This is a genomic window from Micromonospora sp. II (assembly GCF_001709195.1).
Taxonomy (GTDB): Bacteria; Actinomycetota; Actinomycetes; order Mycobacteriales; family Micromonosporaceae; genus Micromonospora; species Micromonospora chalcea.
Window position 1 is genome coordinate 118,719 of record NZ_LYXF01000010.1, and the last position, 23,178, is coordinate 141,896.

The following is a 23,178-nucleotide window of genomic DNA, read 5'->3' on the forward strand; positions in this document are numbered from 1 at the left end:
GGCGGTCCGGTCAGCGTCGCCACCGTAGCGGCCCCGGATGGATCGTCCACAGCACCTGTCGCCACCGCGACCGGGCCGCACGCAGCGCGTCGGCGAAGTCGGCGCTCAGCCGTGCGGCCCGGTCCGCCTGTTCCGGCGTGACACTGCCCGGTGCGAAACCCGCCTGGTTGAGCAGAGCGGCCAGCTCGTCCACCGCTGCGCCGTCCGGGTCGCCGATCGCCGCGCCCTCTCCGGGCCGCGCCGCGCGGGCCTCGGCGAGCGTCCGGCGGGCCCGCTCGGCGACCTCCGCCGCCGCCAGGTCCGGCCCGACCGGATGCCCGGCCAGACGCAGCGCGTCGGTCAGCTCCCGCCACGCTCCCGCGACCCGCTCGCCCGGATCGCCCACCGCCAGACGGGAGCGGGTCAGCCGCCGGCGCATCGCGACCAGCGCCGCCAGCACCGCGCCGACCAGCAACACCAGTCCGCCGACACCGCCGCCGACCAGCGCCGGTGTGCCGAGCCCGCCCTCGTTCCGGCCGGGTGCGGGCGCGGCAGCCGGAGGCGTTGCGCTCGGCTCCTCGGTGGGCGCGGGCACCTCCGACGGCGGCGGGTCCTCCGGCTGCGGCCGGAAGTCCTCCTCCACCGGACGGGGCTCGGAGTCCGGGCGCGGCATCGGATCGAACGGCACCCAGCCGACGCCGTCGAACAGCACCTCCGGCCAGGCGTACGCGTCGGCCGCCCGCACCGGCCCGTCGCCGTCGGGCCCGAACCCGACCACCACCCGGGTCGGCAGGCCGGCGAGGCGGCCGAGCACCGCGAACGCGGCGGCGAACTGCTCCGACGTGCCCCGCTGCCCGCCGCCGTTGCGCGGCCCGAACAGGAAGAACGCCAGATTCGGGTACGCGTGCCCGCTCGGCGCGTCGGCTGTCACCCGGTAGTGCTCGGCGAGGAACGTGGCGATCGCGTCGGCGCGCGCGTACGGAGCGCCGTTCGACTCGGCGAGCTGGGTGGCCAGCCGGCGCAGCGGTTCCGGGGCGCCGTCGGGCACCCGCAGCACCCGGGCCACCTCGTCACCGGCGGGCACGTTCGCCGTGGGCAGCAGGTTCACGTCCGGGCGCTCCCGCACCGAGGACACCTCGTACCGCAGCCCCGGCCCGAGCCCTTCCGGGCGGATCAGCGTCCCGGTCGCCGGGTCGTACGCCACCCGCGCGCCGGTCACCTCGCGCGGCGTGGGCACCGCCGGCAGCAGCCGTCCGGTCAGGTCGCCGACCGTGATCTCCTGGCGCACCTCGTCGGTGGCCGTGTTCGGGGCGGGCTCGGTGGCGGGCAGGATCCGCCCCGCGTTGCGGTACGTGGCGCCGACCCGCCAGGTCACCCCGTCGTAGTCGCTGAGCACCGCCAGCCGGATCCGCGGCGGCCCGTCAGCGCTCGCGCCGTCGACGGTGCGCACGTCCAGCAGCCGCTGGTCCGGGTTCAACGCCCACCCGGAGATCCGGATCAGCGGGTTCTCGTCCAGCGACTCCACCCGGGGCGGCTCCACGTAGCGGCGCGGATCGACCGGCCGCTCGTCCACCTGGGCGGCCACCACCGGGGCGAGCAGCGCCGCCAACGCCACCACCACCGCCAGCCCGGCCGCGCTCGCCGCCACCAGCCGCAGCCGCACCGCCGCGCGTACCGCCGGGGTCAGACCGGCGACCGGATCGGGCGCCGGGCCGTCGCGACGCCCGGGCGTCGCCAGGCCGGCCGCCGCGACCGCGGCGAACAGCACCGTCGGGCCAATCGCCGGATCCGCGTTCGGCCCGACCACGTAGAGCGCACCGGCGTAGAGCAGCGCCGGCGGCAGGTAGCCCAGCAGCACCCGCCCGGCGCGCAGCGCCACCTCGGCGGCGGTCAGCCCGGTCAGCCACGCGGCCACCACCGGAACCAGCACCGTGTCCGGGGCCGGCTCGACCGGAATCATCGCGGTGAGCAGGCGGGGAATAGCGTTACGGGCGGCGTCGGCGGTCACCTCGCCGAGCCCGCCCGGCAGCGCCGCGTGCGCGGCGGCCAGCCGCAGCGACAGCAGCGTCCACCCGGCCATCGCGGCCACCGACAGCGGCGCCACCAGCCAGGACGGCAGCCGCCGCGCGGCCACGCCGACCAGCACCGATCCGACGGCCGCGCCGGCCATGAGCCGGGTCAGCAGCGGATCCGCGTACACCCGGCCAAGCACCACGCCGGAGAGCGCGACCAGCACGATCAGCGCGGCCGGTACCGGCACGGCCCGCAGCACCCGGACCGCGCGTTCCGCCGCCGGTTGGGTCCGTGGCGGCGTCACCACCGGCGGATCCCGTCCCACTCGGCGGCGAACGCCGCGCCGTCCGCCGCGTCCAGCACCGTGAGGCCCGTCGCGCCGGCCGCCGTCGGCCCGTCCGCGCCGAACATCCCGACCACCACCGACGGGTACGCGCCGCGCAGCGCGCCGACGTGCCCCAGCTCGTCGCGGCCACCCGGCCCGGTCAGGAAGACCAGCGTGTCACCGAGCCGGTCCCGGCGCAGCCGCCCGGTCGCGGCCGGCAGCACGTCCGGCCCGGCGTCCGCCAGCTCCACGGCGGCCAGCCGGTCCAGCGGCCCGGCCGCGCCCTCCGGCTCCACCTCGGCCGGTACGACGAGCAGCAGCTGCACCGGCAGGTCCTCCCGCACCGCGGCGGCCACCACCGACGCGGCCGCCTCGCACGCCGACTCGAACGACTCCGCGACCCCGCCCACCCGGCCCGGATGCGCCGACGCGCGGTTGTCCAGCACCACCACCAGGCGCGGCAGGCTGGTGTCCACGTTCTCCCGCACCATCAGCTCACCCACCCGGGCGCTGGTGCGCCAGTGCACGCGGCGCAACTCGTCGCCCACCACGTACTCCCGCAGCGAGTCGAACGTGATCGACCCGTGCGGCACGCTGTCGGTACGCCCGTCCAGGCTGCGCCCGGCACCGGTGGGCACCGCGGACAGCGGATGGATGCGCGGGTGCACCCACACCGGCACCGTGCCGCCGTAGCCGCGCGCCAGCGCCACCAGGCCCAGCGGATCCCGGCGCACCACCCGCAGCGGCCCCACCGGCACCACCCCACGCCGGTGCGTCGGCACGTCGTAGCGCACCACCGTGTCGCGGCCCGGGCGCAACCGCAGCAGCGGCACCGGCACCAGCGCGCCCGCGCAGCGGTCCTCGGCCACCAGGTTCGCCGCCCGCAGCCGACCGGTGTTGCGCACCGTCAGCTCCATCGCCGCCGGCTCACCCCGGGCCACCCGGTCCGGGTCGGCCCGCCGCGCCACGCTCAGCCGGGGCCGCCAGGCCGCGTTCACCACGCCGTAGCCGACCGCCACCCCGGCCGCCGCGCCCAGCACCGTCAATTCGGGGTACGCGTAGCGGAACCCCACGCCGAGCAGCACCAAGGCGGCGACGAGCAGCCCGATGCCACGGGCGGTGATCCCCACGCTCAGCCGTGCACCGGCGTGGCCTGGCCCGACGGCAACGGCACCGGCACCGACGCGACCGCCTGACGCAGCACCTCGGCGGACGTCACACCACGCACCTGCGCGTCGGGGGTGAGCAGCAGCCGGTGCGCGAACACCGGCTCGACGAGCGCCTTCAGGTCCTCCGGCATGATCCAGCCCCGGCCGTCGATGAGCGCGTACGCGCACGCCGCCCGGGTCAGCGCGATCACGCCGCGCGGACTCACCCCGACCCGCACCTGCGGATGGGTACGGGTGGCAGCGGCCAACCGCACCGCGTACGCGTACAACGGCTCGGCGATGTGCACCCGCCGGGCCATCTTCACCATCTCGCCCACAGTGGCGGTGTCGGTCACCGCGGTCAGCGAGTCGGGGGAGCGGACCGTGGCGCCGCGCAGCACCTCCACCTCGACCGCCTCGTCCGGGTAGCCGACCGACAGCTTCACCAGGAACCGGTCGAGCTGCGCCTCGGGCAGCCGGTATGTGCCGTCCATCTCCACCGGGTTCTGCGTCGCCACCACCAGGAACGGCTGCGGCACCGGATGCCGTACGCCGTCCACCGTGACGGTGCGCTCCTCCATCACCTCCAGCAGCGCCGACTGCGTCTTCGGCGACGCCCGGTTGATCTCGTCGGCGATCACGATGTTGGCGAACACCGGCCCCGGGTGGAACTCGAAACCCCGGCTGGCCTGGTTGAAGATCGTCACCCCTGACACGTCGGAGGGAAGCAGGTCCGGCGTGAACTGGATCCGCCGCCACTGCCCCTTCACGGTGGCCGCGATCGCCCGCGCCAGCGTGGTCTTGCCGACGCCCGGCACGTCCTCCAGCAGCACGTGCCCCTGCGCGAACAGCGCGGTCAGCGCCAGCCGCACCACCTGCGGCTTGCCCAGCACGACCGCGTTGACGTTGTCGGCCAGCCGGGCGGCCAGGGCGGCGAAGCCCTGCACCTCCGGCTGGCTGAGCGGTTCGTGCGTGTTCACGGATGCGCCTCTCGGGGTGGTGCGGTCAGCAGGTGGGCAGCAGGTTGAGGTCGTCGCCGCCCTCCAGGTTCAGCCAGGCCCACGGGATGTAGTCGCGGCCCTTGCTGTGGTCGACGCGCACCCACCAGGTGCTGCGCTTGTCGTTGTTGTAGATGTAGGCGTAGACCTCTTCGCCCTTCTTCTTGCAGTAGGCCTTCAGCCGGGCGCCGTTGGGCTCCCAGCCTGCCTGCCTGCTGTTGTCCTGCTGAGTGACCGAGAAGATCTCGTTGCCGTTGCGCTCGCCGGGCACGTCCCGGGAGCAGTAGGTCGCCTCCGCGCCGGAGGAGCCGTTGCGGCAGGTGGCGATCCCGTACAGCGCGTCCGTGGTCTGGGCGCGCGAAGCGGTGCCCTTGCCGGCGGCGTTCGATGCGGTCAGCGTCACCGTGTACGCGGTACCCGGCGTCAGCCCGGTCACCCGCAGGCTGGAACAACTGCCGCTCGCCGTCTTCCCACCGGTCGCCGCCGTGCAGGTGGCCCGCCCACCACCCGCGTCCACAGTGAACGTCACAGTCACCGACGTGGCGTCCGCCGACGAGCCGGTCACCGTGATCCGCGGCTCGGCCACCGTCCGCGCGGTGGTGCTCGCCTCCGGCCCGGCGCCCGCCTCGTTCACGGCCTTGACCTTCACCGTCACGTTCTGGCCGTTGCCCAGCCCGCCCACAGTGGCCCGCACATCGGTCACCTCGACGGACTTCCCGGCCGCCTCCACCACGTACTTTGTCACCGGGCGGCCGTTGTCCACCGCCGGGGACCACTGCACCGCGACCGTGCCCGGCTGGTCGGCGACAGTGGACGCGCGCAGCTCGCCGGGCGCCTTCGGCGCCGTGAACGGCACCACCGTGTTGCTCACCGGCGACGCCTTCGACCCGGCGCCCTTCTCGCTCACCGCCGTCACGGTGAACGCGTACTGGGTGCCGTACTCCAGTTGCCCGGCCGCCACCACCAGCTCCGTCTTCGCCGACTCGCCCGCCGGGGCGCTCGCGCCCGCCGAGGTCGCCGTCACCGCGTACTTCGCGATCTTGTTGCCCTGGCCGTCGGCCTCGGGCCAGCTCACCCGCACCGTGCCGTCCGGCCGCGCCTCGGCGGTCACCGACGCCGGCGGGTCCGGCACCTCAGCCGTCGGCACCACCGGGTTGCTGCGCCGTGCCGGCCCCTCACCCTTGGCGTTCACCGCGTGCACCGAGAACGTGTACGTCTCGCCGTTCGTCAGGCCGGTCACCTCCAGCGACCGCTGGTTCGCGGCGACCTGGCGGGTCTGACCGGCGCCCTCCACCACGTACCTGGTGATCTCGGCGCCGTTCGACGCCGCGGCCTGCCAGCTCACCCGCGCCGAGGCGTCACCGGCGGCGGCGGTGACCGACTTCGGCGCGCCCGGCTTGGACACCTTCGGCTTCTTCGGCGGGGGCGGCGGCGGAGCCACCGGCGGCGGATCCCCGCCCAGCACGTCGTTCGCGTACTTGTCGACCTCACGCACCTGGTTGCGGTCGTCGACCACCTGCGCGGTGGACGAGTCCGGCGGGTTGATGAACAGGTGGTTCTCGCGCACCTCCAGCTCGACCGGACCGGGGCGGCCGGCGCCCTTCACGGTCTGCACGAGCTGCCCCTCGGCGTCGAACGCGTAGACCGTGCCGGTCGTCTCGTCGGCGCAGTAGAACCGGCCCGCCCACGCCACCGCCGGGCTGAGCCGCACACCGTCGCCCGGCACCGTGAACCGCTTCACCTCGCGGCTGTCCCGCACCACGTGCACCGACCGCTCACCGGGAACCGTCACCGGCACCTGCTGCCCGCTGGTACGGGTCGGCAGGTAGCCCGGCGCGGTCATGGTCAGTGCCGCCCGCTGCGTCTGCCCGCCCACCACCGTCACCAGCGACGCCGAGGTGCGGTCCAGCACCGCCACGCCCTCGTCCAGCGTGGACACCACAAGCTCGTGCGCCGGCTCGGCCACGTCGTACGTCTCGACGCGCTTCGGGCTGAGCCCGGCGGGCGGCGCGTCACCGGGCGTCTCCGGCAGCTCGGCGGCGGTGACCGCCGAGACGGTGCCCTCGCTCGGCACCGCGATCCACAGCTTGCCGGCGCCGTCGAACGTGCCGCCGGCGATGCCCGGCGGGTAGCGGACCGGCTCGCCCACCGGCGTCAGCGCCCGCGGGTCGAGCTGCCGGACGATGCCCTGCACCGCGTCCACCACGAACGCCGCGTCCTCGTGCAGCGCCACGCTCACCCCGAGCCCCGGCGCGGTCGGCGTGGTCGCGGTGATCTGCAACGTCGCCAGGTCCAGCGAGCTGACCTGGCCGGTCTTGAGGTCGCGCAGGATCAGCAGCCGGTCGGTCTGGGCCACCTGCATCTGGTGCCGCCGCCCACCCGGCACCTCCATCCGGGTGTCCACCCGCGCGGTGACGCCGTTGACCCGGGCCAGCTCGCCGCGGGTGGTGCTCCACAACCAGGAGGAGGCGTCGTAGCTCGCCACCGCGTTGTCCGCGGCGCCCAGCCCGAGCACCGTCAGGCCCATCGCGGCCAGCAGCGCGGCCACCGTGCCGATGGTCACCAGCCCGCCCCGCATACGCGATCGTGGACGAGCCTGCTCCGGCCCGGTGCCCGTGACGTCCTCGATGGTGGTCACTGCCGGCTGCCTCCCCGTGTCGGTGGGGGAGGCGCACCCGCGCGAGGTCGACCCTCCCCAGAGCCGGGAGCCATCATAGGTGCCGCCCGGTGCCGGTGAAACCCGCACCGTCCCCCTGTGGACACCGAGCGTGGCGTCCCCGGACCGTCAGTTCGGCGTCGCGCCGCCCTCCCGGTCCGTGCAGACCTGACCCGAGGTCGAGTACGAATCGGTCGCGTAGACAGCCAGCACGGTGAAGCAGTAGTCCAGCTTCGCGCTCAGCCCGTTCACCGTGTAACGGGTCTGCCCCGCGTCCACAGTGGCCATCACGCCGAGCTTCTGCCCGGCCCGGCCACCCGCCACCACGAACGGCACCCCGCCGTTCGTCGGGTCGGTCCAGGTCACCGTGACAGTCGTGGTGTCGTCCCGTAGCTGCAAGTCGCCCGGCGGCGGACCGGCCACCTTCGGCGACGCGGAACCGGACGCGGGCGCGGGAGCCGGCGGCGCCGCCTCCCGGTTCAGCAACACCACGCCGACACCGACCGCCGCCACCACCGCGAGCACCGCGCCCCCGGCCACCAGGGCCAGCACCGTGCGGTTGCGGCCCGGCCGCTCCGGCTCCATCGGGTACGCGCCCGGCGGCTGGACCGGCGCCGGCTGGTGGAACACCGGCGGGTTCACCGGCCAGGCGCCCGGCTCCGGCTGCGCCGGCGGCTCCGGTCGCGTGGACTCGGGAAAGTCCAGCAGATCCTCGTAGATCGGCATCGGCCGGTTCCGTTCCGGCGCGTCCCCTTCCGCCTGTCCGGCCGCGTCGCCGGCCGTCGGCTCGTCCGGGTCAGGCTCGTCCGTGTCCTGCTCGGGGTCGGCGGGCCGGTCGACCGGCTGGGACGGGGCGACACTGCTCCACGGCGGCGCGACCATGCCCCACGGCGGCACGGAGCCGCCGCTGACCGGCGCGGCACTGACGGGCGCCGCATGTGGCTGGCCGGCCAGTGACGGGTAGTCGCCGTGACCGGGTGGTCCGCTGACCGGTGGTGGGAAGCCGCTGACCGGAATTCCGCTGATCGGGTACGCGGCCGCTCCGCTCACCGGTTGCCCCGGAGGGCCGCTGACCGGGTGCGTGGGCGGTGCGCTGACGGGATGCGGCGTGGGCGTGCCGATGGACGGTGCGCTCGCCGGCGGCGTGGGCGTGGACGGTGAGCTGGTGGGTGGTGCGCTGGCCGGGGGCCCGCTCATCACGGGTGCGTCGGCTGGAGGTCCGCTGCTCTGAGGACCGTCCACCGGAGACGCACCGACCGGGGGTCCGCTGACGGACCCGGATGCCGCAGGATTGGCCGTGGTGCCGGTGGCCGCTGTCGCGGCTTGGCGCTCCGACTCCTCCTCCAGCAGCGGGCCGATCTGCTGTACCTGGATCGTCGGCTTGTCCCATCCCGGTCCACCCGGGACGGTCGGTGGCGTACCCGCGCCGGGGCCGCTCGCGTTCGCCTCGATCGCTGCGGGGTGGACTTCCGAGGCTGCTGCCGTTCCGGTCCCGGCCGTACGGTCCGTGGCGGCGTTCGGGGGAGCGGCTGCGGCCTCGGCCACCGGTTGGACGGCTGCCGGCCGTGGCGGCACGGGGGTCGGCGGAGCGACAGTGACTGCCGGCGGTGGTGGCAGGACAACGTTCGCCGGTGCGGGGATGCTCGGTGCCGGCGGCAGGACGGTCGGCGGTGGCGGCGGTGGCACGACTCCCGCCGACGGCATCCGCGACGGCGGCGGGGTGACGGACGCTGGAGGCGCCTCGGCGCTCGGCCTCGTGGATGGCGGCGGGATGACCGGCGGGGGCGGTAGCGGGGACGCCGGGCCGGGTACGGGCGGCGCCACCGGCCGCCCGTGCACCGGCGTCCCGGCGGCCGGCGCGGCCGTCGGCGTTCCAGCTGTTGCCGTCGGCGTTCCGGGCGCTGCTGGGGGCACCACGGCGCCAGGGACCGCTGGCGGCGGTGGTGGGGCGACCGGAGGACGGGGCGGCACCGGCGTCACTCCGGGGGCAGCGGGCTGCCGACCGTACGTTCCCGGCGCGACGGGGGTGACACCCTGGGCCGGGGGCACCGGCCGGACACCGGGAATCTGCGGGGCAGCTCCGGCGGCCGACGGCGGCGTCAGCGGGGCGGTGGGTTCGGCGGGCACTACCGGGAACCGGGAGGTCGCTTCCTCGGAGATCGGCGCGAAGCGGGTCGTCGCCTCCTCGGACGGCGCAGAGGGTGGCGAGGGCGGCGCCCACGGACTCGTCGAGCCGTCCGGCCGCACGGCGGGATGCTGGCGCGGCGGGACCGGAGGGGCGGGCTGCGGGGGAGTGCCCTGCGGGTTCGGCACGGGATACGGCGACTGCGCGGCGCCGGGCGCCGGGGACGCCGGGCCGGGGCGGGGCGCCCACTGTGCGCCGGATACCGGCGCAGCCGCGGCAGGCGTTCCCTGGGCAGCGGGTCGGGTCGGCGCGGGCGGGTACGGCGGCGGGATCGCCGGCAGCGACACGGTGGGCTCGGACAGAGCGGGACCGGAGTGCCCGGGGGAAGCGGGACCGGGCAGGACCTGTCCAGGCTGTGCGGGCACGACCGGACCGGAGTGCCCCGGCAGAGCCGGGTTGGGAGGTCCTGGCAGGGGCGGACCGGAGTGTGCCGGCGGGGCCGGGCTGTGGTGTCCCGGCAGGGTCGGACCGGGGTGCCCGGGCAGGTAGGGACCGGGGTGCGTGCCGGCAGCGGCGGCGAAGCCGCCGGGAGGTGGGCCGTAGCCGGCGGGAGCGGCGGCGGAGCCGCCGAGGTACTGGCGGGCTGCGCGTACCGCGGGGTGGTCCGGACCGAGCACGGCGGACCCGGCGGTGGCCACGCGGCTGTAGTTGCGGCGGGCCTCGTGCCGGTTGCCCAACTCCTCGGCCACCCCCGCGAGGTCGAAGCTGAGCGCGAGCATCAGCGGGTCGCCGTCGCCCCGGCGGCGCTCGCCGGCGGCGTAGGCCTCTTCGAGTACGCGCCGGGCGGCGGCCGGGTCGTCGGCCTCGCGGTGCAGCCGAGCCAGCAGGTGGCCGGTGGCCAGGACGTCCTGGTGGTCCTCGCCGTACGCCGGCCGGGCCGCGACGATCGCGTCGGCGAGCAGGCGGCGGGCGCTGGTCAGGTCGCYGGCGGCCCGCATCGCGAGGGCCTGGTGCTGGGTGGCGATCAACGGGGAGGGGTGGGACACGTGAGCAATGCTGCCCGGAATCGTCAGTTGCGCGCTACCCACCCGATTGTTGTGGCCTCTGACCTGCGCAAACGTGGGGCGTTGGTGCTGATGTGCATGATCGTTCCGGGCCGTGTACAGTAATGCCCCGTGCGGCCCGCCAGGCCGGCTGATGCGGTGAGATGATCACCTTGGCCGACCGGGTAGGCTGGTACGTGCAGGTCCGGGTGGCGGAATGGCAGACGCGCTAGCTTGAGGTGCTAGTGCCCGTATAGGGCGTGGGGGTTCAAGTCCCCCCTCGGACACCAAATTGCAGCATCCATGCTGTGTTTCGCGTACTGGTGGTCAAGCGCACTTGACCACGCAACTCTCAGCGCAGCGGCTCCCTCGATCGACCATGTCTCGATCGGGGGCGATTGTCGTGGCTGATCGTGCTGTGGCTCCTGTCATCCCTCCCTGTGCGCCTGTCGGACCGGGAGCAGAGCCCGCATCGGCCGCGTGGTGGAGCCACTCGTCGTCCACCATTACCCCTGCCTGTGCTACCGACGTCACGCGCCGGCACGATGGTGTACGGCCTGGCTGCCCTCGACAGCAGTGGCCGGAACATGGGCGCGAGCTACTGCGTTTCGGGCCTGCGTTACCTGCCCCGGCAGGATGRCGGCTCCGGCGCGGTCAACGGACGCATCGGCCAGTACGAGGTGTACGTCAGCACCGACGGCACCAACTGGGGAACGGCCGTGGCCACTGGCGCGTTCGCCAACGGCGCGAGCCAGAAGGACGTCCGGTCCACCGCGAAGACCGGGCAGTACTTGCGACTGCGTGCCGTGAGTGAGGTCGCCGGCAACCCGTGGACGTCGGCCGCGGAGATCTACGCCCTCAACTGAGGCTCGTCCGTGCGTTCCTGGGGGAGTGACCGCACGGGACGGTAAGGCATGGGGTGGCCGCCACGGAGCGGGCACCCCATGCCGTTATAAGCCGGCTGCCCCCGGTGCCAGAGGAAAGACGCATACGAACACCAAGTATCGGTCCGCTGAACAGGGATGACATGGCGCACTCCCGAAGAGTCGACGACTTCCGGAGTCAGTCTTCACCGAGCGGCGGCATAGGTCGGATCCTTGATCTGGCAGGGATCGGGTTCACGACTGCCTCGGGTGACCGAGGGCTCCTACGCTGAAATTTGTGGAAGATGTCGATGACGCCCGCGAGCTCGTTGAGCAGCGGATGCGCGCCACGGGGTTCGAGGAGGACATCCTCGACAAGGTCTTGGATCTGCTGGAACGCTTCGACACCGATCGGGAGAAGCTGTTCGAGGAGATGCTCTCCAAGCTGGAGCAACCGGGCTATGACGGCCTGACCGACCGGTGGGAGACCAACTGCGAGCAGGCCGAGGCGCTGATGGAGCGTCTCGAATCGGACATCCGGTCGGTGCTGGAGGACAGCCAGGCCAACGCGATGTCCGTCGACGAACGGTGGACCGCGGTCGGCCCGCGTGACTTCCTCGCCGGGGAGCGCAAGATCTGGGCGCAGGTCGCCCGGCTCGACGTGCCCGAGGTCGCCACGTTGATGAGCAAGGTCCTGGAGGCCGACCTCGCGCTCATCAAGAAGTGCGAGGAGGACCTCAAGAACGCGCGCAGCAACGACGCGATCGTCGAGCAGCTGCTCCTCAAGAACTTCGGCTCCATCCAGGACACGGTCAAGAGCCTGCTCGTCAAATACCTCCCGACCTCGGGCGCCCGCTTGATCGTCCTCTTCATGAAGGACCCGTCGTCCAAGGAAGCCGCCAACGAGGCGATCAAGAACTTCGAGAAGCTCACCGCGGAGAACCTCATGGCGGCCAAGCAGAAGCGTGCCGCGAAGCAGACGGTGGTCGACAACATCAAGCTGCTGACCGCGGCCCGCGAACAGCTCGACGAGGACTGGATCGACAAGCTCTTCGCCCGCGGCGCCGAGGCGGCGGGGAACTGGCGCGGCATCGGCGCGTCCGGCGACTACCGGGCCACCGACTGGGACTGGATGAAGGAGAACGTCCTCGACCGAGGGCTCGACACGCGGGCCGAGGCGGCCAAGGAGCAGTCCAGCAAGCTCTACGACGAGCTCTTCCCCACGCTCGTGGAGGAGAGCACCAACGCCTTCGCCCAGCTGACCGATGATCCGGGCACGCTGGCGAAGTTCAACGAGGAGCTGGAGAAGGCCTCGGAATCCCTGGAGTCGCTGCTGGCGACCGAGGAGGAATACGTCAAGGACCTGGCCGAGGGACCCTACAAGCAGACGGGCCTCGCCGCGTTCGCACAGGTCAGAGACGCGGTCAAGGTGGGCTTCAAGCTGCTCGCGGACAAGACGGAGGAAGCCGACGACGAGGTGAAGAAGTCATGACCGACCTCTTCGTCGCGGCGGGCGGCCCGGTCGGCGACGGCACCCGGGCCCGGCCGTTCCACGACCCGTGGCTCGCGCTGCGGCAGGCTGCGCCCGGCGACCGCATCCACATAGCGGCGGGCACCTATACCGGGCGCGGCGAGCGCTCCTCGTGGGTCGTCGACACCCCCGAGCTGACCCTGCTCGGCGGATACAGCCCCGACTTCGCCCGCCGCACCCCCTGGCAGACACCGACGGTCTTCGCGGCGAAGACCGGCCTGCGCGTCCCGAACGAGCCGAACATGCTCCAGGGCATCGGCGGCCACGACGGCCTCGTCCTGGACGGGCTGTTCTTCGACGGGGCCGGGCGCGACGACTACGACGAGCAGGGCGGCCTGCAGCGCGCCTCCTACGGGGACGGCCCGCTGGTGAGCCTGCGCGGCGAGCGCATCACCGTCCGCGACTGCTGCTTCGCCAACGGCAGCTCCGGCGCCGTCGAGCTCGGCGGCGACTCCGTGGTCTTCGAGAACAACATCGTCGTCAACTGCGTCGGCCTCAGCCTGCTCACCGTCCGCGACGGCTCCCCCGAGACCCCGGCCGCGGTCAGCCGCAACACCTTCGCCTTCGCCCACGACGACTCCGACCCGCCGCGCGGCTCCGGCGCCGACCGGGCCGTCGGCGTACGGGTCAACGGCGCTGCCGCGATCGCCGACAACGTGTTCGTCGGCTGCGGCAACGCGGCCGTCGCCTGCCTGCGCGACGTCGGGCAGATCGCCATCGACCGCAACCTGTTCTTCGCCACACCGCGCGACATCGTGCGCAGCCGGGTGCCGGGCGCGGAGGCCGAGCTCACCGAGGAGTACGCCGCGGAGCTCGAAGACGTCGGCCTGCGCTCGGCGGCCGGCAACACCGTCGGCGACCCACAGCTGACCGGGCTCCCGGCGGCGTGGCTCGACACGTACACGGTGGACGTCGCCGTCACGTACGAGCGCCCGCCGATCGCCGCCCTCAACGCGCTGCGGGAATCGGCCGGCCTCGGTGAGCTGTCGTCCACATCGGACCGTGATGTTCAGCGGCCCGCCATGCGCCGGCTCGCCCCGGCCGAGGTGCTCGCCCTCGCGGTCGGCGCGGCGCCGGGCGCGCACCCCGCCGACCTGGCGGCGCCGGAGCCGTTCACCGAGCTCCCGGCCGGCCCGTCGTACCAGGCCGTCGACTGGGCGCGGCTCTACGAGGCCGACCCGGCGCTCGCCGGAGCCCCGGTGCAGGTGCGGGCCGGGGTCGGCTTCGACCAGAACACGCAGATCCTCCCCGAGCTCGCGGAGACGCACATCGGCGTCGCCGTCTACGAGCCCGGCACCGACAACAGCCCGTGGTGGGCGCTCGCCCCGCGCTACGGCCTCGTCCATCACCAGACCGAGGAAGCCGTACGGTATTCGCGCGGCCTCGACGTCGAGTCCACGTACCTGCTCCGCGGCACGTACCGCCTCACGCCGCCCGGCGGGCGTCAGAGCGCCACCATCGTCCTCGACTCCCTCGCGCCCGTGCTCGACGTCACGGCCCCCGAGCCGCCCCGGCCGGCCGGCCGCGACTGGTTCGTGCGGGCCGGATCCTCCGGCGGGGACGGCAGCCGCGAGGCGCCGTTCCGCGACCCGTTCCAGGCCCTCGAAAAGGCCGCCGAGGGCGACCGCATCCTCGTCGCCGCAGGTGAGTACACGGGCCGCCTGCGGTCGGGCACGTGGCGCATCCCCGTACGCAACCTGACGCTGCTGGGCGGGTGGGACGCCGAGTTCGCCGCGCGCGACCCCTGGCGGCACCCCGTGCGCTTCGTGCTCACTCCGGAGACCAAGGCGAAGGGCATCTTCGGCGATCCGGTGCTCACCGGCGAGGACTCGGGGGAGGGCCTCATCCTTGACGGGTTCATGTTCGACGGGGCGACCTACAACGCGTACGCCGACAGCGGCGCCCTCGACGCGGGCCATTCCCAGTCGGCGGCGCTGCTCGACCTGCGCGGCGGCAGCGGCGGCATCACCGTGCGCAACTGCGTCTTCGCCAACGCGGCGTACTGCGCCGTGCAGCTCAGTGCGGCGTACGGGACGTTCGGGAACAACGTGGTCGTCAACACGAGCGGCACCGCCGTCCGTGTCCAGGCACCCGGCGCGGGCCCCTGGACCATCCGCGGCAACACGGTCCTGTTCGCCGCCGACCCCACCGGCCGGGCCTCGACCGGGCAGTCCACGACCGGCTGCCTGCTGGACCTCTCCGGCCGGGGTGTCATGCGGGTCGAGGCCAACGTGCTCGCCTTCGCCGACAGCATCGCCGTCCGCGCGACCGTGCCCGACCAGAACCTGCTGCTCGACGGGAACGTGCTTGCCGCCAACCTGTACGCCGACCTCCACGACGGCCGCCACGTGCTCGTCGACGCCGAGAACCGCGACCGGGTGTTCCGCGACGCCCCGTTCGGCGCGCAGACCGGAACCCGGTTCGAGCTGCCGGCGGTGCCGGTCGACGCCGCGTACGCCGACCAGGCCGTCGGCCGCCTCTCGGCGCTGGCCGCCGCGATGCCGAAGGACGGGCTCAACGCCGCCGCGGCGGCGCTCGGCGTCTCGATCACGGCGCCGAAGACGGAGGCACCCGTCGAGGCGGCGCCCCCGGAGCCGAAGAAGGAACCGTCAGTGGCCGACCTGCTCGCGGACCTCGGCCGGGCCCGAAAGGCGTTCGAGGCGAAGGACGCGGCCCCGCCGGCCACAGACACTCCGCTGTACTGCCCGGTCTATCCGGTCGAGGCGGCGCTGAGGCTGGCCCTCGACGCCCCGCCAGGCGAGCCCGGCGCCCACGCCCAGCCTTCATGATCGAAGAGCCCGACTCCACCGAAACCGGGGCGGTTCGGTGCCGGGTGACCGCGCATACCGTTGCCGCCACGAGCCGCGGGCGGCGCTTCAGGCGGAGGTCCGTTCCCGCCACGCCCGCAAGCGGTCACGCAGCCAGTGGTAGCTGGCCTTGGGCGTACGGGATCCGCTGGCGTAGTCGACGTGGGCCAGACCGAAGCGGGGCCCGTACCCGCGGGCCCACTCGAAGTTGTCGATGAGCGACCAGTAGAAGTACCCCCGCAGATCGAGCCGGTCGTCGACGGCGGCCGCACGGGCCGCCGCCGCCAGGTGCCCGGCCACGAACGAGATCCGTTCCGGGTCCGGCTCGGGTCCGTCCCGCAGGTCGGCGCAGCCGTTCTCCGTCACGTACACGGCAGGCAGGCCCGGGTAACGGTCCGCGAGCCCGGTCAGGGTGTCGAACAGCCCTTGCGGCTCCACCGGCCAGCCCAGGTCGGTGGTGGGCAACCCGTCCGGCCGTAGCTGCCGGACCCCGATGTCGAACGCGCTGCGCAGCGCCGGGTCGGGCTGCTCGTACGGGGCGTCGGCGACGTGCACCCGGTAGTAGTAGTTGACACCGAGGAAGTCCAGCGGCGTGGAGATCACCGCCAGGTCACCGTCCCGGCGGAACGACAGATCGCTCACCCCGGCGTAGAGCCGCTCGAACCCGGGCGGGTACGCGCCGCCCAGCACCGGATCCGTGAACTGCCGGTTGAGCATGAGGTCCTGCCGATCCGCCGCCGCCCGGTCGGCCTCGGTATCGCTGGCCGGCACGGCGGGGGAGAGGTTGAGCGTGATGCCGACGCGCGACCGCGGGCCGGCGGCGGACCGGACTGCGGCGACCGCCCTGCCGTGCCCGAGCAGCAGGTGGTGGGCGGCGGCCAGGGCACCATGTCCTTCGGCGGTGCCGGGAGCGTGCCGGCCCTCCGCGTAGCCGACCATCGACGAGCAGTACGGCTCGTTCAGCGTGATCCAGTCCTGGACCCGGTCGCCGAGGACGCCCGCCACCGCGGCGGCGTACTCGGCGAACCACTCGGCGGTGTCCCGTACCCGCCAGCCACCCTCGTCCTCGAGCGCCTGGGGCAGATCCCAGTGGTACAGCGTGACGAACGGCCGGATGCCGTGCCCGCACAGGGCGTCGACGAGCCGGTCGTAGTAGTCGAGGCCCCGCCGGTTCACCGCTCCCCGCCCGGCCGGCATGACCCGTGGCCAGGCGACCGAGAAACGGTAGGCGTCCACGCCGAGGCCGGCCAGCAGGTCCACGTCCTCCCGCCAGCGGTGGTAGCTGTCACAGGCGACCGAGCCGGAGGTGCCGTCGTCGACGGCCCCGGGGCGGCGGCAGAAGGTGTCCCAGATCGACGGCCCGCGGCCGTCCTCGTCGACCGCCCCCTCGATCTGGTACGCCGCGGTGGCCGCGCCCCAGATGAAGCCGGCCGGCAGGTCCGGCAGCTCGGGCAGGTCCGGCCGGGTTGCGGCCGCGGCGGCGCCTTGGGATGTGGTGGTCATCCCTTCACCGCCCCCTGCATGATGCCGTCGACGAGATGCCGGCCGAGGAGCATGAAGACGACGAGGATCGGCAGCGTGGCGAGCAACGTGCCGGTCAGCGTCAGGGTGTAGTCGGTGGTGTAGCCGCTGGCCAGTGCGGAGAGCGCCACCTGCACGGTCGCGTTGTCCTGCAGCACGACCAGCGGCCAGAAGAAGTCGTTCCACGCCTGCATGAAGGTGAACAGCCCGAGCACCGCCGCGGCGGGGCGGGCCGCCGGCAGGACGATGTGCCAGTACAGGCCGAACGTGCTGGACCCGTCGACGCGGCCGGCCTCCAGCAGTTCGTCGGGCACGGCGCGGCCGAGGTACTGGGTCATGAAGAAGACGCCGAACGCGGTTACCAGCCCGGGCACGATCACGGCGGTGAGGCGCCCGGTCCAGCCGAGGCCGGCCATCAGGATGTACAGCGGGATGATGCCGAGCTGGTGCGGCACCATCGAGGTCGCGATGGCCACGACGAGAAGCGCCTTTCGGCCTCGGAACCGCAGTTTGGCGAAGGCGAACCCGGCCAGGGTCGAGAAGAACACCACGGAGACGGTGATCGAGCCGCTGACGATGAAGGAGTTCACCAGGGCCCGGCCGAAGTCGGTCGTGTCGAACACGCGCGCGATGTTGTCGAAGAGGTGCCCGCCGGGCACCAGGGCCGGCGGCACCTTCGTGACGGCGTCGCTGGTCTGCGAGGACACGACGATGGACCAGTAGAGCGGGAAGACCGACCCGGCCACGACCGCCAGCAGGGCGCCGTAGCTCCAGACCGAGGCCTTGCGTGGGTACCCGAAGCTCCGGCGCCGGTGGGACCGGCGTGGCGGCGGCGAGGGCGTGGTGCCGGTCTGTACGGGGTCCGCGAGGGTGGTCACGGCGTTCTCCTCAGTCCTCGTCCTTGGCGATGCGCCGGGTGAGCAGGAAGTTGATGATCGCGAAGATGGCGATGACCAGACAGAGCGTCCAGGCGACCGCCGAGGCGTAGCCGAAGCGGAACTCCCGGAACCCCTGCTCGTACATGAACAGGGCGACGGTCTGGAACTGCCGGTCGGAGCCGCCGGTGGGCGTCTGGGAGCTGGCGAACAGCAGGGGTTCGGCCATGATCTGCAGGCCGCCGATCGTCGAGATCACCGTGGTGAAGATGATCGTCGGCCGCAGCATCGGGACGGTGATCCGCCTGAACTGCTGAGCCTGCGACGCGCCGTCGAGGTCGGCGGCCTCGTACAGGTGGTGCGGAATCGCCTGCATCGAGGCGAGGTAGATGAGGGCGTTGTAGCCGGTCCACCGCCAGGCGACGATGAACGAGATGGCCAGGTGGGAGCTCCAGGTGTTGGCCTGCCAGTCGATCGGGCCGATGCCGACGAGGCCGAGCGCCCAGTTGACCATGCCGAAGTCGCGGCCGAAAAGCTGGGTGAAGACGATCGTCACCGCCACGATCGAGGTGACGTTGGGCAGCAGCACGCCCATCCGTAGCGCGGTGCGGGCCCGCAGCCGGTGGTTGAGCAGGTGGGCGATCCAGAGCGCGGCGAGCAGTTGCGGCACGGTGGACAGCACCCAGATGCTGAGTGTGTTGCCCAGAGCGTTCCAGAAGTACGCGTCCTGCAGCATCTCGCGGTAGTTCGCGAGGCCGACCCAGCGGTGCGACCCGGAGTCGAGCAGGTCCCAGTCGTTGAACGAGACGTACGCCGTGTACAGCAGCGGGAACAGCCCGAACGCGCCGAACAGCAGGAAGAACGGCAGGATGTAGAGGTAGGGCGAGCCCTTGGTGTCGAGCCGGCTCAGGCCGGCCCGCCGGGCCTGGTGGAGGTAGGTGGCCATCGTCGATCCTTCGTCGCCGGGTGCCGCCGGCTGGTCAGGGGCGACCGCCGGCGGCGCGGGTCGAGTTACTTGGCGAGGCGCTCGACGTCGCTGACCATCTGCTTCCAGGACTCGTCGGAGCTTTGCTTGCCCTGTTCGATGCGGACGAGGGCGTCGCGGATGGTGGTCTGCACGTCTCCGGCTCGCGGGCCCTGGTACTGGGGCTTGAGCTGCTTCGCCGCGGTGGTGAAGAGCTGGCCCACCGGTGCGTTGTTGAAGAAGGCGTCCTTGTACTGGGCAATGTCGGGCTTGTCGTACAGAGCCGGGATGGACGGCAGGTTGCCCCGCGCGGTGAACACCTTGGCCTGCTGTTCCGGGGCGGTCAGCCACGCCGCGAGCTTCTTGGCCTCCTCGATGTGCTTGCCCTGCTTGGGAACGGTGAGGTACGAGCCGCCCCAGTTGCCGCCGCCGCCCGGGACGCTCGCCACGTCCCACTTGCCGGCGGCGTGCTTCGCCTGGTCCTTGATCTTGGTCATCATCCAGGCCGGACACGCGATGGTGGCGAACTGGTCCTTCGCGAAGCCGTTGTTCCACTCCTGCGAGCTGCCGATCAGCTTGGCCGACAGGTTGCTCTGGATCGCCTTCACCGTCAGGTCCCAGGCCTTTCGGACATCGGGGCTGGTGCCCACGACGATGGCGTTGTCCTCGTTGTAGTACCCGACCGGGGCCTGGCCGATGATGGCGTTGAACAGTTGGCCTCCGCCATCGAAGAAGGCGCTGCCGGCCGGGGCCTTCGCCGCGTACCGCTTGCCGAACTCGATGTACTGGTCCCAGCCGCTGCCCCAGGCGGCCGACACCTGGTCGCGGTCGAACGGCATGCCGGCCTTCTCGAACAGGTCACGCCGATAGCAGATGGCCAGGCCGCCGACGTCGGTGCCGTACCCGATCTGCTTGCCGTCCTTGGCCAGCGACGCCGCCCACTTCCAGTCGAGGTACTCGGACTGGCGGTCCTTGCCCAGGTCGACGAAGAGGTTGCCCCGCTCGCGCATCTGCGCGATGAAGCCCGTGTCGACGCCCTCGATGTCGCCCGCGCCGGAGCCGGTGGCCAGGTGGGTGATCAGGTCGCGGTGATGGTCGTTGTAGGCGGCCGTGCGCTCCTGGATCGTGATGTTCGGGTGCGACTTCTGGTACTCGGCGTACAGGTCCTGGTACCCGAAGTTGCCGAACAGGTTGACGTTCAGGGTGATCTTTTCGTTGCCGCCGCCGGAGCCTCCCTCGGTGCCGGTGCCACACGCGGTCAGCAGTACTCCGGCGGCCAGGGTGGCCGCCGCCAGTCGCAACAGTCGTTTTGGGTGCATGCCAGGGAACCCTTTCGTGCGATGTAACCGGTTACCTGAAACCGGTTACATTGTCGGCGAAGCGATGGTGGTGGGGGTGGGTGGAGTTGGATGAAGATCGGATGCCGGCCGAGTTGCGGGTGACCGCCCGGCGAGCGCCCTTCCTGGGAAGTGTGAACGGGTTCGGCTAGGGGGTGTCAAGTTACGAAACGATAACGGTCGATGCGGGTTGACCGGCGGACATCGCTGGCGCTACGGTCGTGAAACCGGTTACAGAGAAGGCACCACATTGGCCACTATCAGGGAGTTGGCGCGCCGCTCCGGCGTGTCCGTCGCCACCGTGTCCCGCGTCTTCAACACCCCCGAGGTCGTCAGCCAGCACACCCGCCAGCGCATCCTCGACCTGGCCGCCGAGATCGGCTACCTGCCGAACGGGTCGGCCCGGACGCTCGCCACGAAGAAATCCAACATGGTGGGCCTGGTATGGGACACCGACCATCGCCGCCCTGGGTGGCGCCACCCATTCCTGCAGGAGATCCTCGTCGCGCTCAAGACGGCGCTCAGCGCGCACGGGCTGAACCTGCTCATGCTCGCCGGCCACGACGCGGCGGGGCCCGACGACGGGCAGCGATACGTGCGCGCCGTCCGCCAGCACAACCTCGACGGCGCGGTCATCATCGACAACGGCACCCGGGACCCGGCCGTGCTCGCCCTCGTCGAAGCCCAGGTGCCGTGCGTTGCTCTCGACCTGCGGGTCGACGGCCCGACGTCGACCTACATCACCTCGGACAATGCCGGCGGCGCGGCGCTCGCAGTGCGCCACCTCGTCGAACGCGGCCACCGGCGCATCGCCACCATCACCGGCCCGCTGCGAACCTGGCCGGGAGCCGAACGGCTCGTCGGCTTCCGGGCCGCGCTGGCCGGGGCCGGCCTGCTGCTCGCCGACGGCCACGTCGTCGAGGGAGACTTCTATCTCGACGGCGGTCACGCCGCGATGGACCGGCTGCTCGCCCTCGACGACCGCCCTACCGCGGTGTTCGTCGCCGGTGACGAGATGGCTGTCGGCGCGATGCGGGCGGTCCAGGCGGCCGGCCTACGGATCCCCGACGACATTGCGATTGTCGGGTTCGACGACATCGAGGTGGCCGCGCTGATCCCGCCCGGGCTCAGCACCGTCGCCCAGAACAAGCCCGGCTTCGGCACGGCCGCCGCCGAGGCGCTGGTCGCCATGCTGCACGGCGGCGACGACCCGCCCAAGCCGACCGTGTTGCCGACGACGCTCGTCGTCCGCGGCACCACCTGACCCGAACCGCGCGACGTCGGCGCCGTTCCGCTCTGGATCGTGCTGCTGCTCGCGGTCGCTGCTGCCGGAGCCGCTGTCACCGACCCCGCAACCGGGCCTGCCTCGAGCGTCACACCCGTGCCTGGGCGAGGTCGCGGCCGGCGGTGGCGCGAATGATCCGGGGCCAGGTCGGCGCGGCCAGCGCATTCGACCGCCTCGCCGCACTGCCGCGACCCGCCGCCTGACCCAGCAACCCCACGCCCCGACCAGCAGCACGGAGGAACCCGGCCCAGCGCCGGGCCGTCAGCATGCCAGCGAACTGGTACGCGAATCCCGAACCAACTTCATCGAACACGTCCAGTCGGCCGCGACAGCCGCAACCTTCCAGGCGTACGTGAGTTCGCCAGCCGAATCGGGCTGAGTTCCCCCCGCTTTGATGGAGCGGTGGTTACCTGCTGCCGGCTGGCGCAGGGGTGGCGATAGGTGGCTCGGCTGGTTGCGGCTGGCGGGTGTGCCAGGCGGTCTCGTACTCGTTGGGGCTGAGGTAGCCCAGCTCGCGTTGGATGCGGCGGGTGTTGTACCAGCCGTCGATGTAGGCGAAGATCGCGTTCTCGGCTTCGTCGCGGGTCCGCCACGAGGTGCGGTAGACGAGTTCGATCTTCAACGTCGACCAGAAGTTCTCCATCAACGCGTTGTCGTACGAGTCGCCGACGGAGCCCATCGAGGGCAGGATCCCGTTGTCCTGCAAGCGTTCGGAGAAACGGAACGACGTGTAGTTGGATCCCCTGTCCGAGTGGTGGATCAACTGGCCGCCGCGGACATCGCGCGACCAGATGCCGTATTCGAGGGCGGCGAGGATCAGGTCGGTGTCGCAGCGGTCAGACGTCTTCCACCCGACGATCCGGCGGGAAAACACATCCCGGACCGCGGCGAGCCAGAACACACCCTCACCGCAGGGGATGCGGGTGGCGTCGGCAACCCAGAGCCGGTTCGGCCCGTCGGCGGTGAACTGCCGGTTGACCAGATCCGGCGCTGGCGTGTGTCGGGGATCTTGCTTCGTGGAGCCGCCACGCCAGCCCCGGCGCAGGAACGCCCCCTGCCAGCCGTGGGCGGCCATCAGCCGCTCGACGCGCTTGCGGCCCACGCGGATGCCGTCACGGCGTAGCTGCCGGTGGACCCGGTCCGCGCCGTAGGTTCGCCCGGAGGTCTCCCAGATCTCGTGGATGTTAGAGATCAACCCCAGGTCGACGACGTCCCGGTCGCAGGGCTGCTCGGCCTGCTTGACCCACGCGTAGTAGGTCGAGGCGCCGATGTTCAGGACCCGTAGCAGGAGCGCGACCGCGAACTGGTCACGGTGTTCATCAATGAACGTCATGACCGTCGCCGGGTCGGGTCGAGCTCCGCCGCGAAATACGCGCTCGCAGCCTTCAGGATCTCGTTCGCCCGCCGCAGCTCAGTGACTTCCCTGCGCAGCCGGCGGTTCTCCTCCGCCATCTCGCTGGTCGGCCGGTCGTGACGCTCACCTGCGTCGGCCTCGGCTTGGCGGATCCAGCTCCTGAGCGCCTCGTGATGCACGCCAAGCTGCTCGGCCAGGCGCCGGATGACGGGCTTCGGATCCGACTCGCGGTACAGACGCACAGCGCGCTGACGTAGCTCATCGGGGTACTTCTTCGGTGCTGCCACGGACGACTTCCTCCCCCACGGCCATCAGACCATGGTCAAGAAGCTCCATAAAAGCGGGGGCGGCTCA

General features: G+C 72.4%; 17 protein-coding genes and 1 tRNA gene. 7 read left to right on the forward strand and 11 right to left on the reverse strand.

Annotation, left to right across the window (positions count from 1 at the left end; translation table 11 throughout):
• Positions 1 to 10: 10 nt before the first annotated feature.
• From A8711_RS06865 to A8711_RS06885, 5 genes are all read right to left on the reverse strand, one after another.
• Positions 11 to 2,299 (reverse strand): DUF3488 and transglutaminase-like domain-containing protein, encoded by a 2,289-nt coding sequence (locus A8711_RS06865; protein ID WP_069087762.1) that lies wholly within the window; start codon positions 2,297 to 2,299, stop codon positions 11 to 13.
• Complete coding sequence (locus A8711_RS06870; RefSeq protein WP_069087747.1) at positions 2,293 to 3,447, reverse strand: DUF58 domain-containing protein; 1,155 nt, start codon at positions 3,445 to 3,447, stop codon at positions 2,293 to 2,295. Before A8711_RS06870 ends, A8711_RS06865 begins: the two co-directional genes overlap by 7 nt.
• 2 nt (positions 3,448 to 3,449) lie before the next feature.
• Complete coding sequence (locus A8711_RS06875; protein ID WP_064445403.1) at positions 3,450 to 4,445, reverse strand: MoxR family ATPase; 996 nt, start codon at positions 4,443 to 4,445, stop codon at positions 3,450 to 3,452.
• Positions 4,446 to 4,470: 25 nt separating this feature from the next.
• On the reverse strand, positions 4,471 to 7,041 hold the full coding sequence (locus A8711_RS06880) for a fibronectin type III domain-containing protein (protein WP_176722766.1): 2,571 nt from the start codon (positions 7,039 to 7,041) through the stop codon (positions 4,471 to 4,473).
• Between the two features lie 207 nt (positions 7,042 to 7,248).
• Positions 7,249 to 8,169: a fibronectin type III domain-containing protein gene (locus A8711_RS06885; protein ID WP_233607671.1), complete on the reverse strand. Its 921-nt coding sequence runs from the start codon at positions 8,167 to 8,169 to the stop codon at positions 7,249 to 7,251.
• A 58-nt stretch (positions 8,170 to 8,227) separates the two neighbouring features.
• Here A8711_RS06885 and A8711_RS32720 point away from each other — a divergent pair, with 58 nt between their 5' ends.
• The 6 genes from A8711_RS32720 (at position 8,228) to A8711_RS06910 (ending at position 15,470) form a co-directional block, all read left to right on the forward strand.
• The gene (locus A8711_RS32720; protein ID WP_255365604.1) at positions 8,228 to 8,350 is read left to right on the forward strand and encodes a hypothetical protein; all 123 of its coding nucleotides are present in this window, start codon (positions 8,228 to 8,230) and stop codon (positions 8,348 to 8,350) included.
• A gap of 1,616 nt (positions 8,351 to 9,966) precedes the next feature.
• On the forward strand, positions 9,967 to 10,413 hold the full coding sequence (locus tag A8711_RS06890; protein WP_141707647.1) for a hypothetical protein: 447 nt from the start codon (positions 9,967 to 9,969) through the stop codon (positions 10,411 to 10,413).
• Between the two features lie 77 nt (positions 10,414 to 10,490).
• Positions 10,491 to 10,577 (forward strand) — tRNA-Leu (locus tag A8711_RS06895).
• Positions 10,578 to 10,805: 228 nt separating this feature from the next.
• A complete protein-coding gene (locus A8711_RS06900; RefSeq protein ID WP_255365602.1) occupies positions 10,806 to 11,153 on the forward strand; it encodes a discoidin domain-containing protein in 348 nt (115 codons plus the stop codon).
• 295 nt (positions 11,154 to 11,448) lie between these two features.
• On the forward strand, positions 11,449 to 12,642 hold the full coding sequence (locus A8711_RS06905; protein ID WP_124778837.1) for a hypothetical protein: 1,194 nt from the start codon (positions 11,449 to 11,451) through the stop codon (positions 12,640 to 12,642).
• Positions 12,639 to 15,470, forward strand: coding sequence for a right-handed parallel beta-helix repeat-containing protein (locus A8711_RS06910; RefSeq protein WP_069087753.1), 2,832 nt, complete (start codon positions 12,639 to 12,641; stop codon positions 15,468 to 15,470). The genes A8711_RS06905 and A8711_RS06910 overlap by 4 nt, the downstream gene beginning before the upstream one ends.
• An 87-nt stretch (positions 15,471 to 15,557) precedes the next feature.
• Here the strand turns inward: A8711_RS06910 and A8711_RS06915 are convergent, their stop codons facing one another.
• The 4 genes from A8711_RS06915 to A8711_RS06930 form a co-directional block, all read right to left on the reverse strand.
• Positions 15,558 to 16,991: a GH1 family beta-glucosidase gene (locus A8711_RS06915; RefSeq protein WP_083296941.1), complete on the reverse strand. Its 1,434-nt coding sequence runs from the start codon at positions 16,989 to 16,991 to the stop codon at positions 15,558 to 15,560.
• Complete coding sequence (locus A8711_RS06920) at positions 16,988 to 17,887, reverse strand: carbohydrate ABC transporter permease (RefSeq protein WP_069087754.1); 900 nt, start codon at positions 17,885 to 17,887, stop codon at positions 16,988 to 16,990. The genes A8711_RS06915 and A8711_RS06920 overlap by 4 nt, the downstream gene beginning before the upstream one ends.
• A 10-nt stretch (positions 17,888 to 17,897) precedes the next feature.
• Positions 17,898 to 18,830, reverse strand: a complete 933-nt coding sequence (locus A8711_RS06925) for a carbohydrate ABC transporter permease (protein WP_030500465.1) — start codon at positions 18,828 to 18,830, stop codon at positions 17,898 to 17,900.
• A gap of 65 nt (positions 18,831 to 18,895) precedes the next feature.
• On the reverse strand, positions 18,896 to 20,167 hold the full coding sequence (locus tag A8711_RS06930; protein WP_043329850.1) for an ABC transporter substrate-binding protein: 1,272 nt from the start codon (positions 20,165 to 20,167) through the stop codon (positions 18,896 to 18,898).
• A 268-nt stretch (positions 20,168 to 20,435) separates the two neighbouring features.
• Here A8711_RS06930 and A8711_RS06935 point away from each other — a divergent pair, with 268 nt between their 5' ends.
• The gene (locus tag A8711_RS06935; RefSeq protein WP_069087755.1) at positions 20,436 to 21,449 is read left to right on the forward strand and encodes a LacI family DNA-binding transcriptional regulator; all 1,014 of its coding nucleotides are present in this window, start codon (positions 20,436 to 20,438) and stop codon (positions 21,447 to 21,449) included.
• A 427-nt stretch (positions 21,450 to 21,876) separates the two neighbouring features.
• On the opposite strand, the gene A8711_RS06945 is transcribed toward A8711_RS06935, so the two are convergent.
• Positions 21,877 to 22,803, reverse strand: coding sequence for an IS3 family transposase (locus A8711_RS06945; RefSeq protein ID WP_069087404.1), 927 nt, complete (start codon positions 22,801 to 22,803; stop codon positions 21,877 to 21,879).
• Positions 22,800 to 23,111, reverse strand: coding sequence for a transposase (locus A8711_RS06950; protein WP_069087405.1), 312 nt, complete (start codon positions 23,109 to 23,111; stop codon positions 22,800 to 22,802). Before A8711_RS06950 ends, A8711_RS06945 begins: the two co-directional genes overlap by 4 nt.
• Between the last annotated feature and the right edge of the window lie 67 nt (positions 23,112 to 23,178).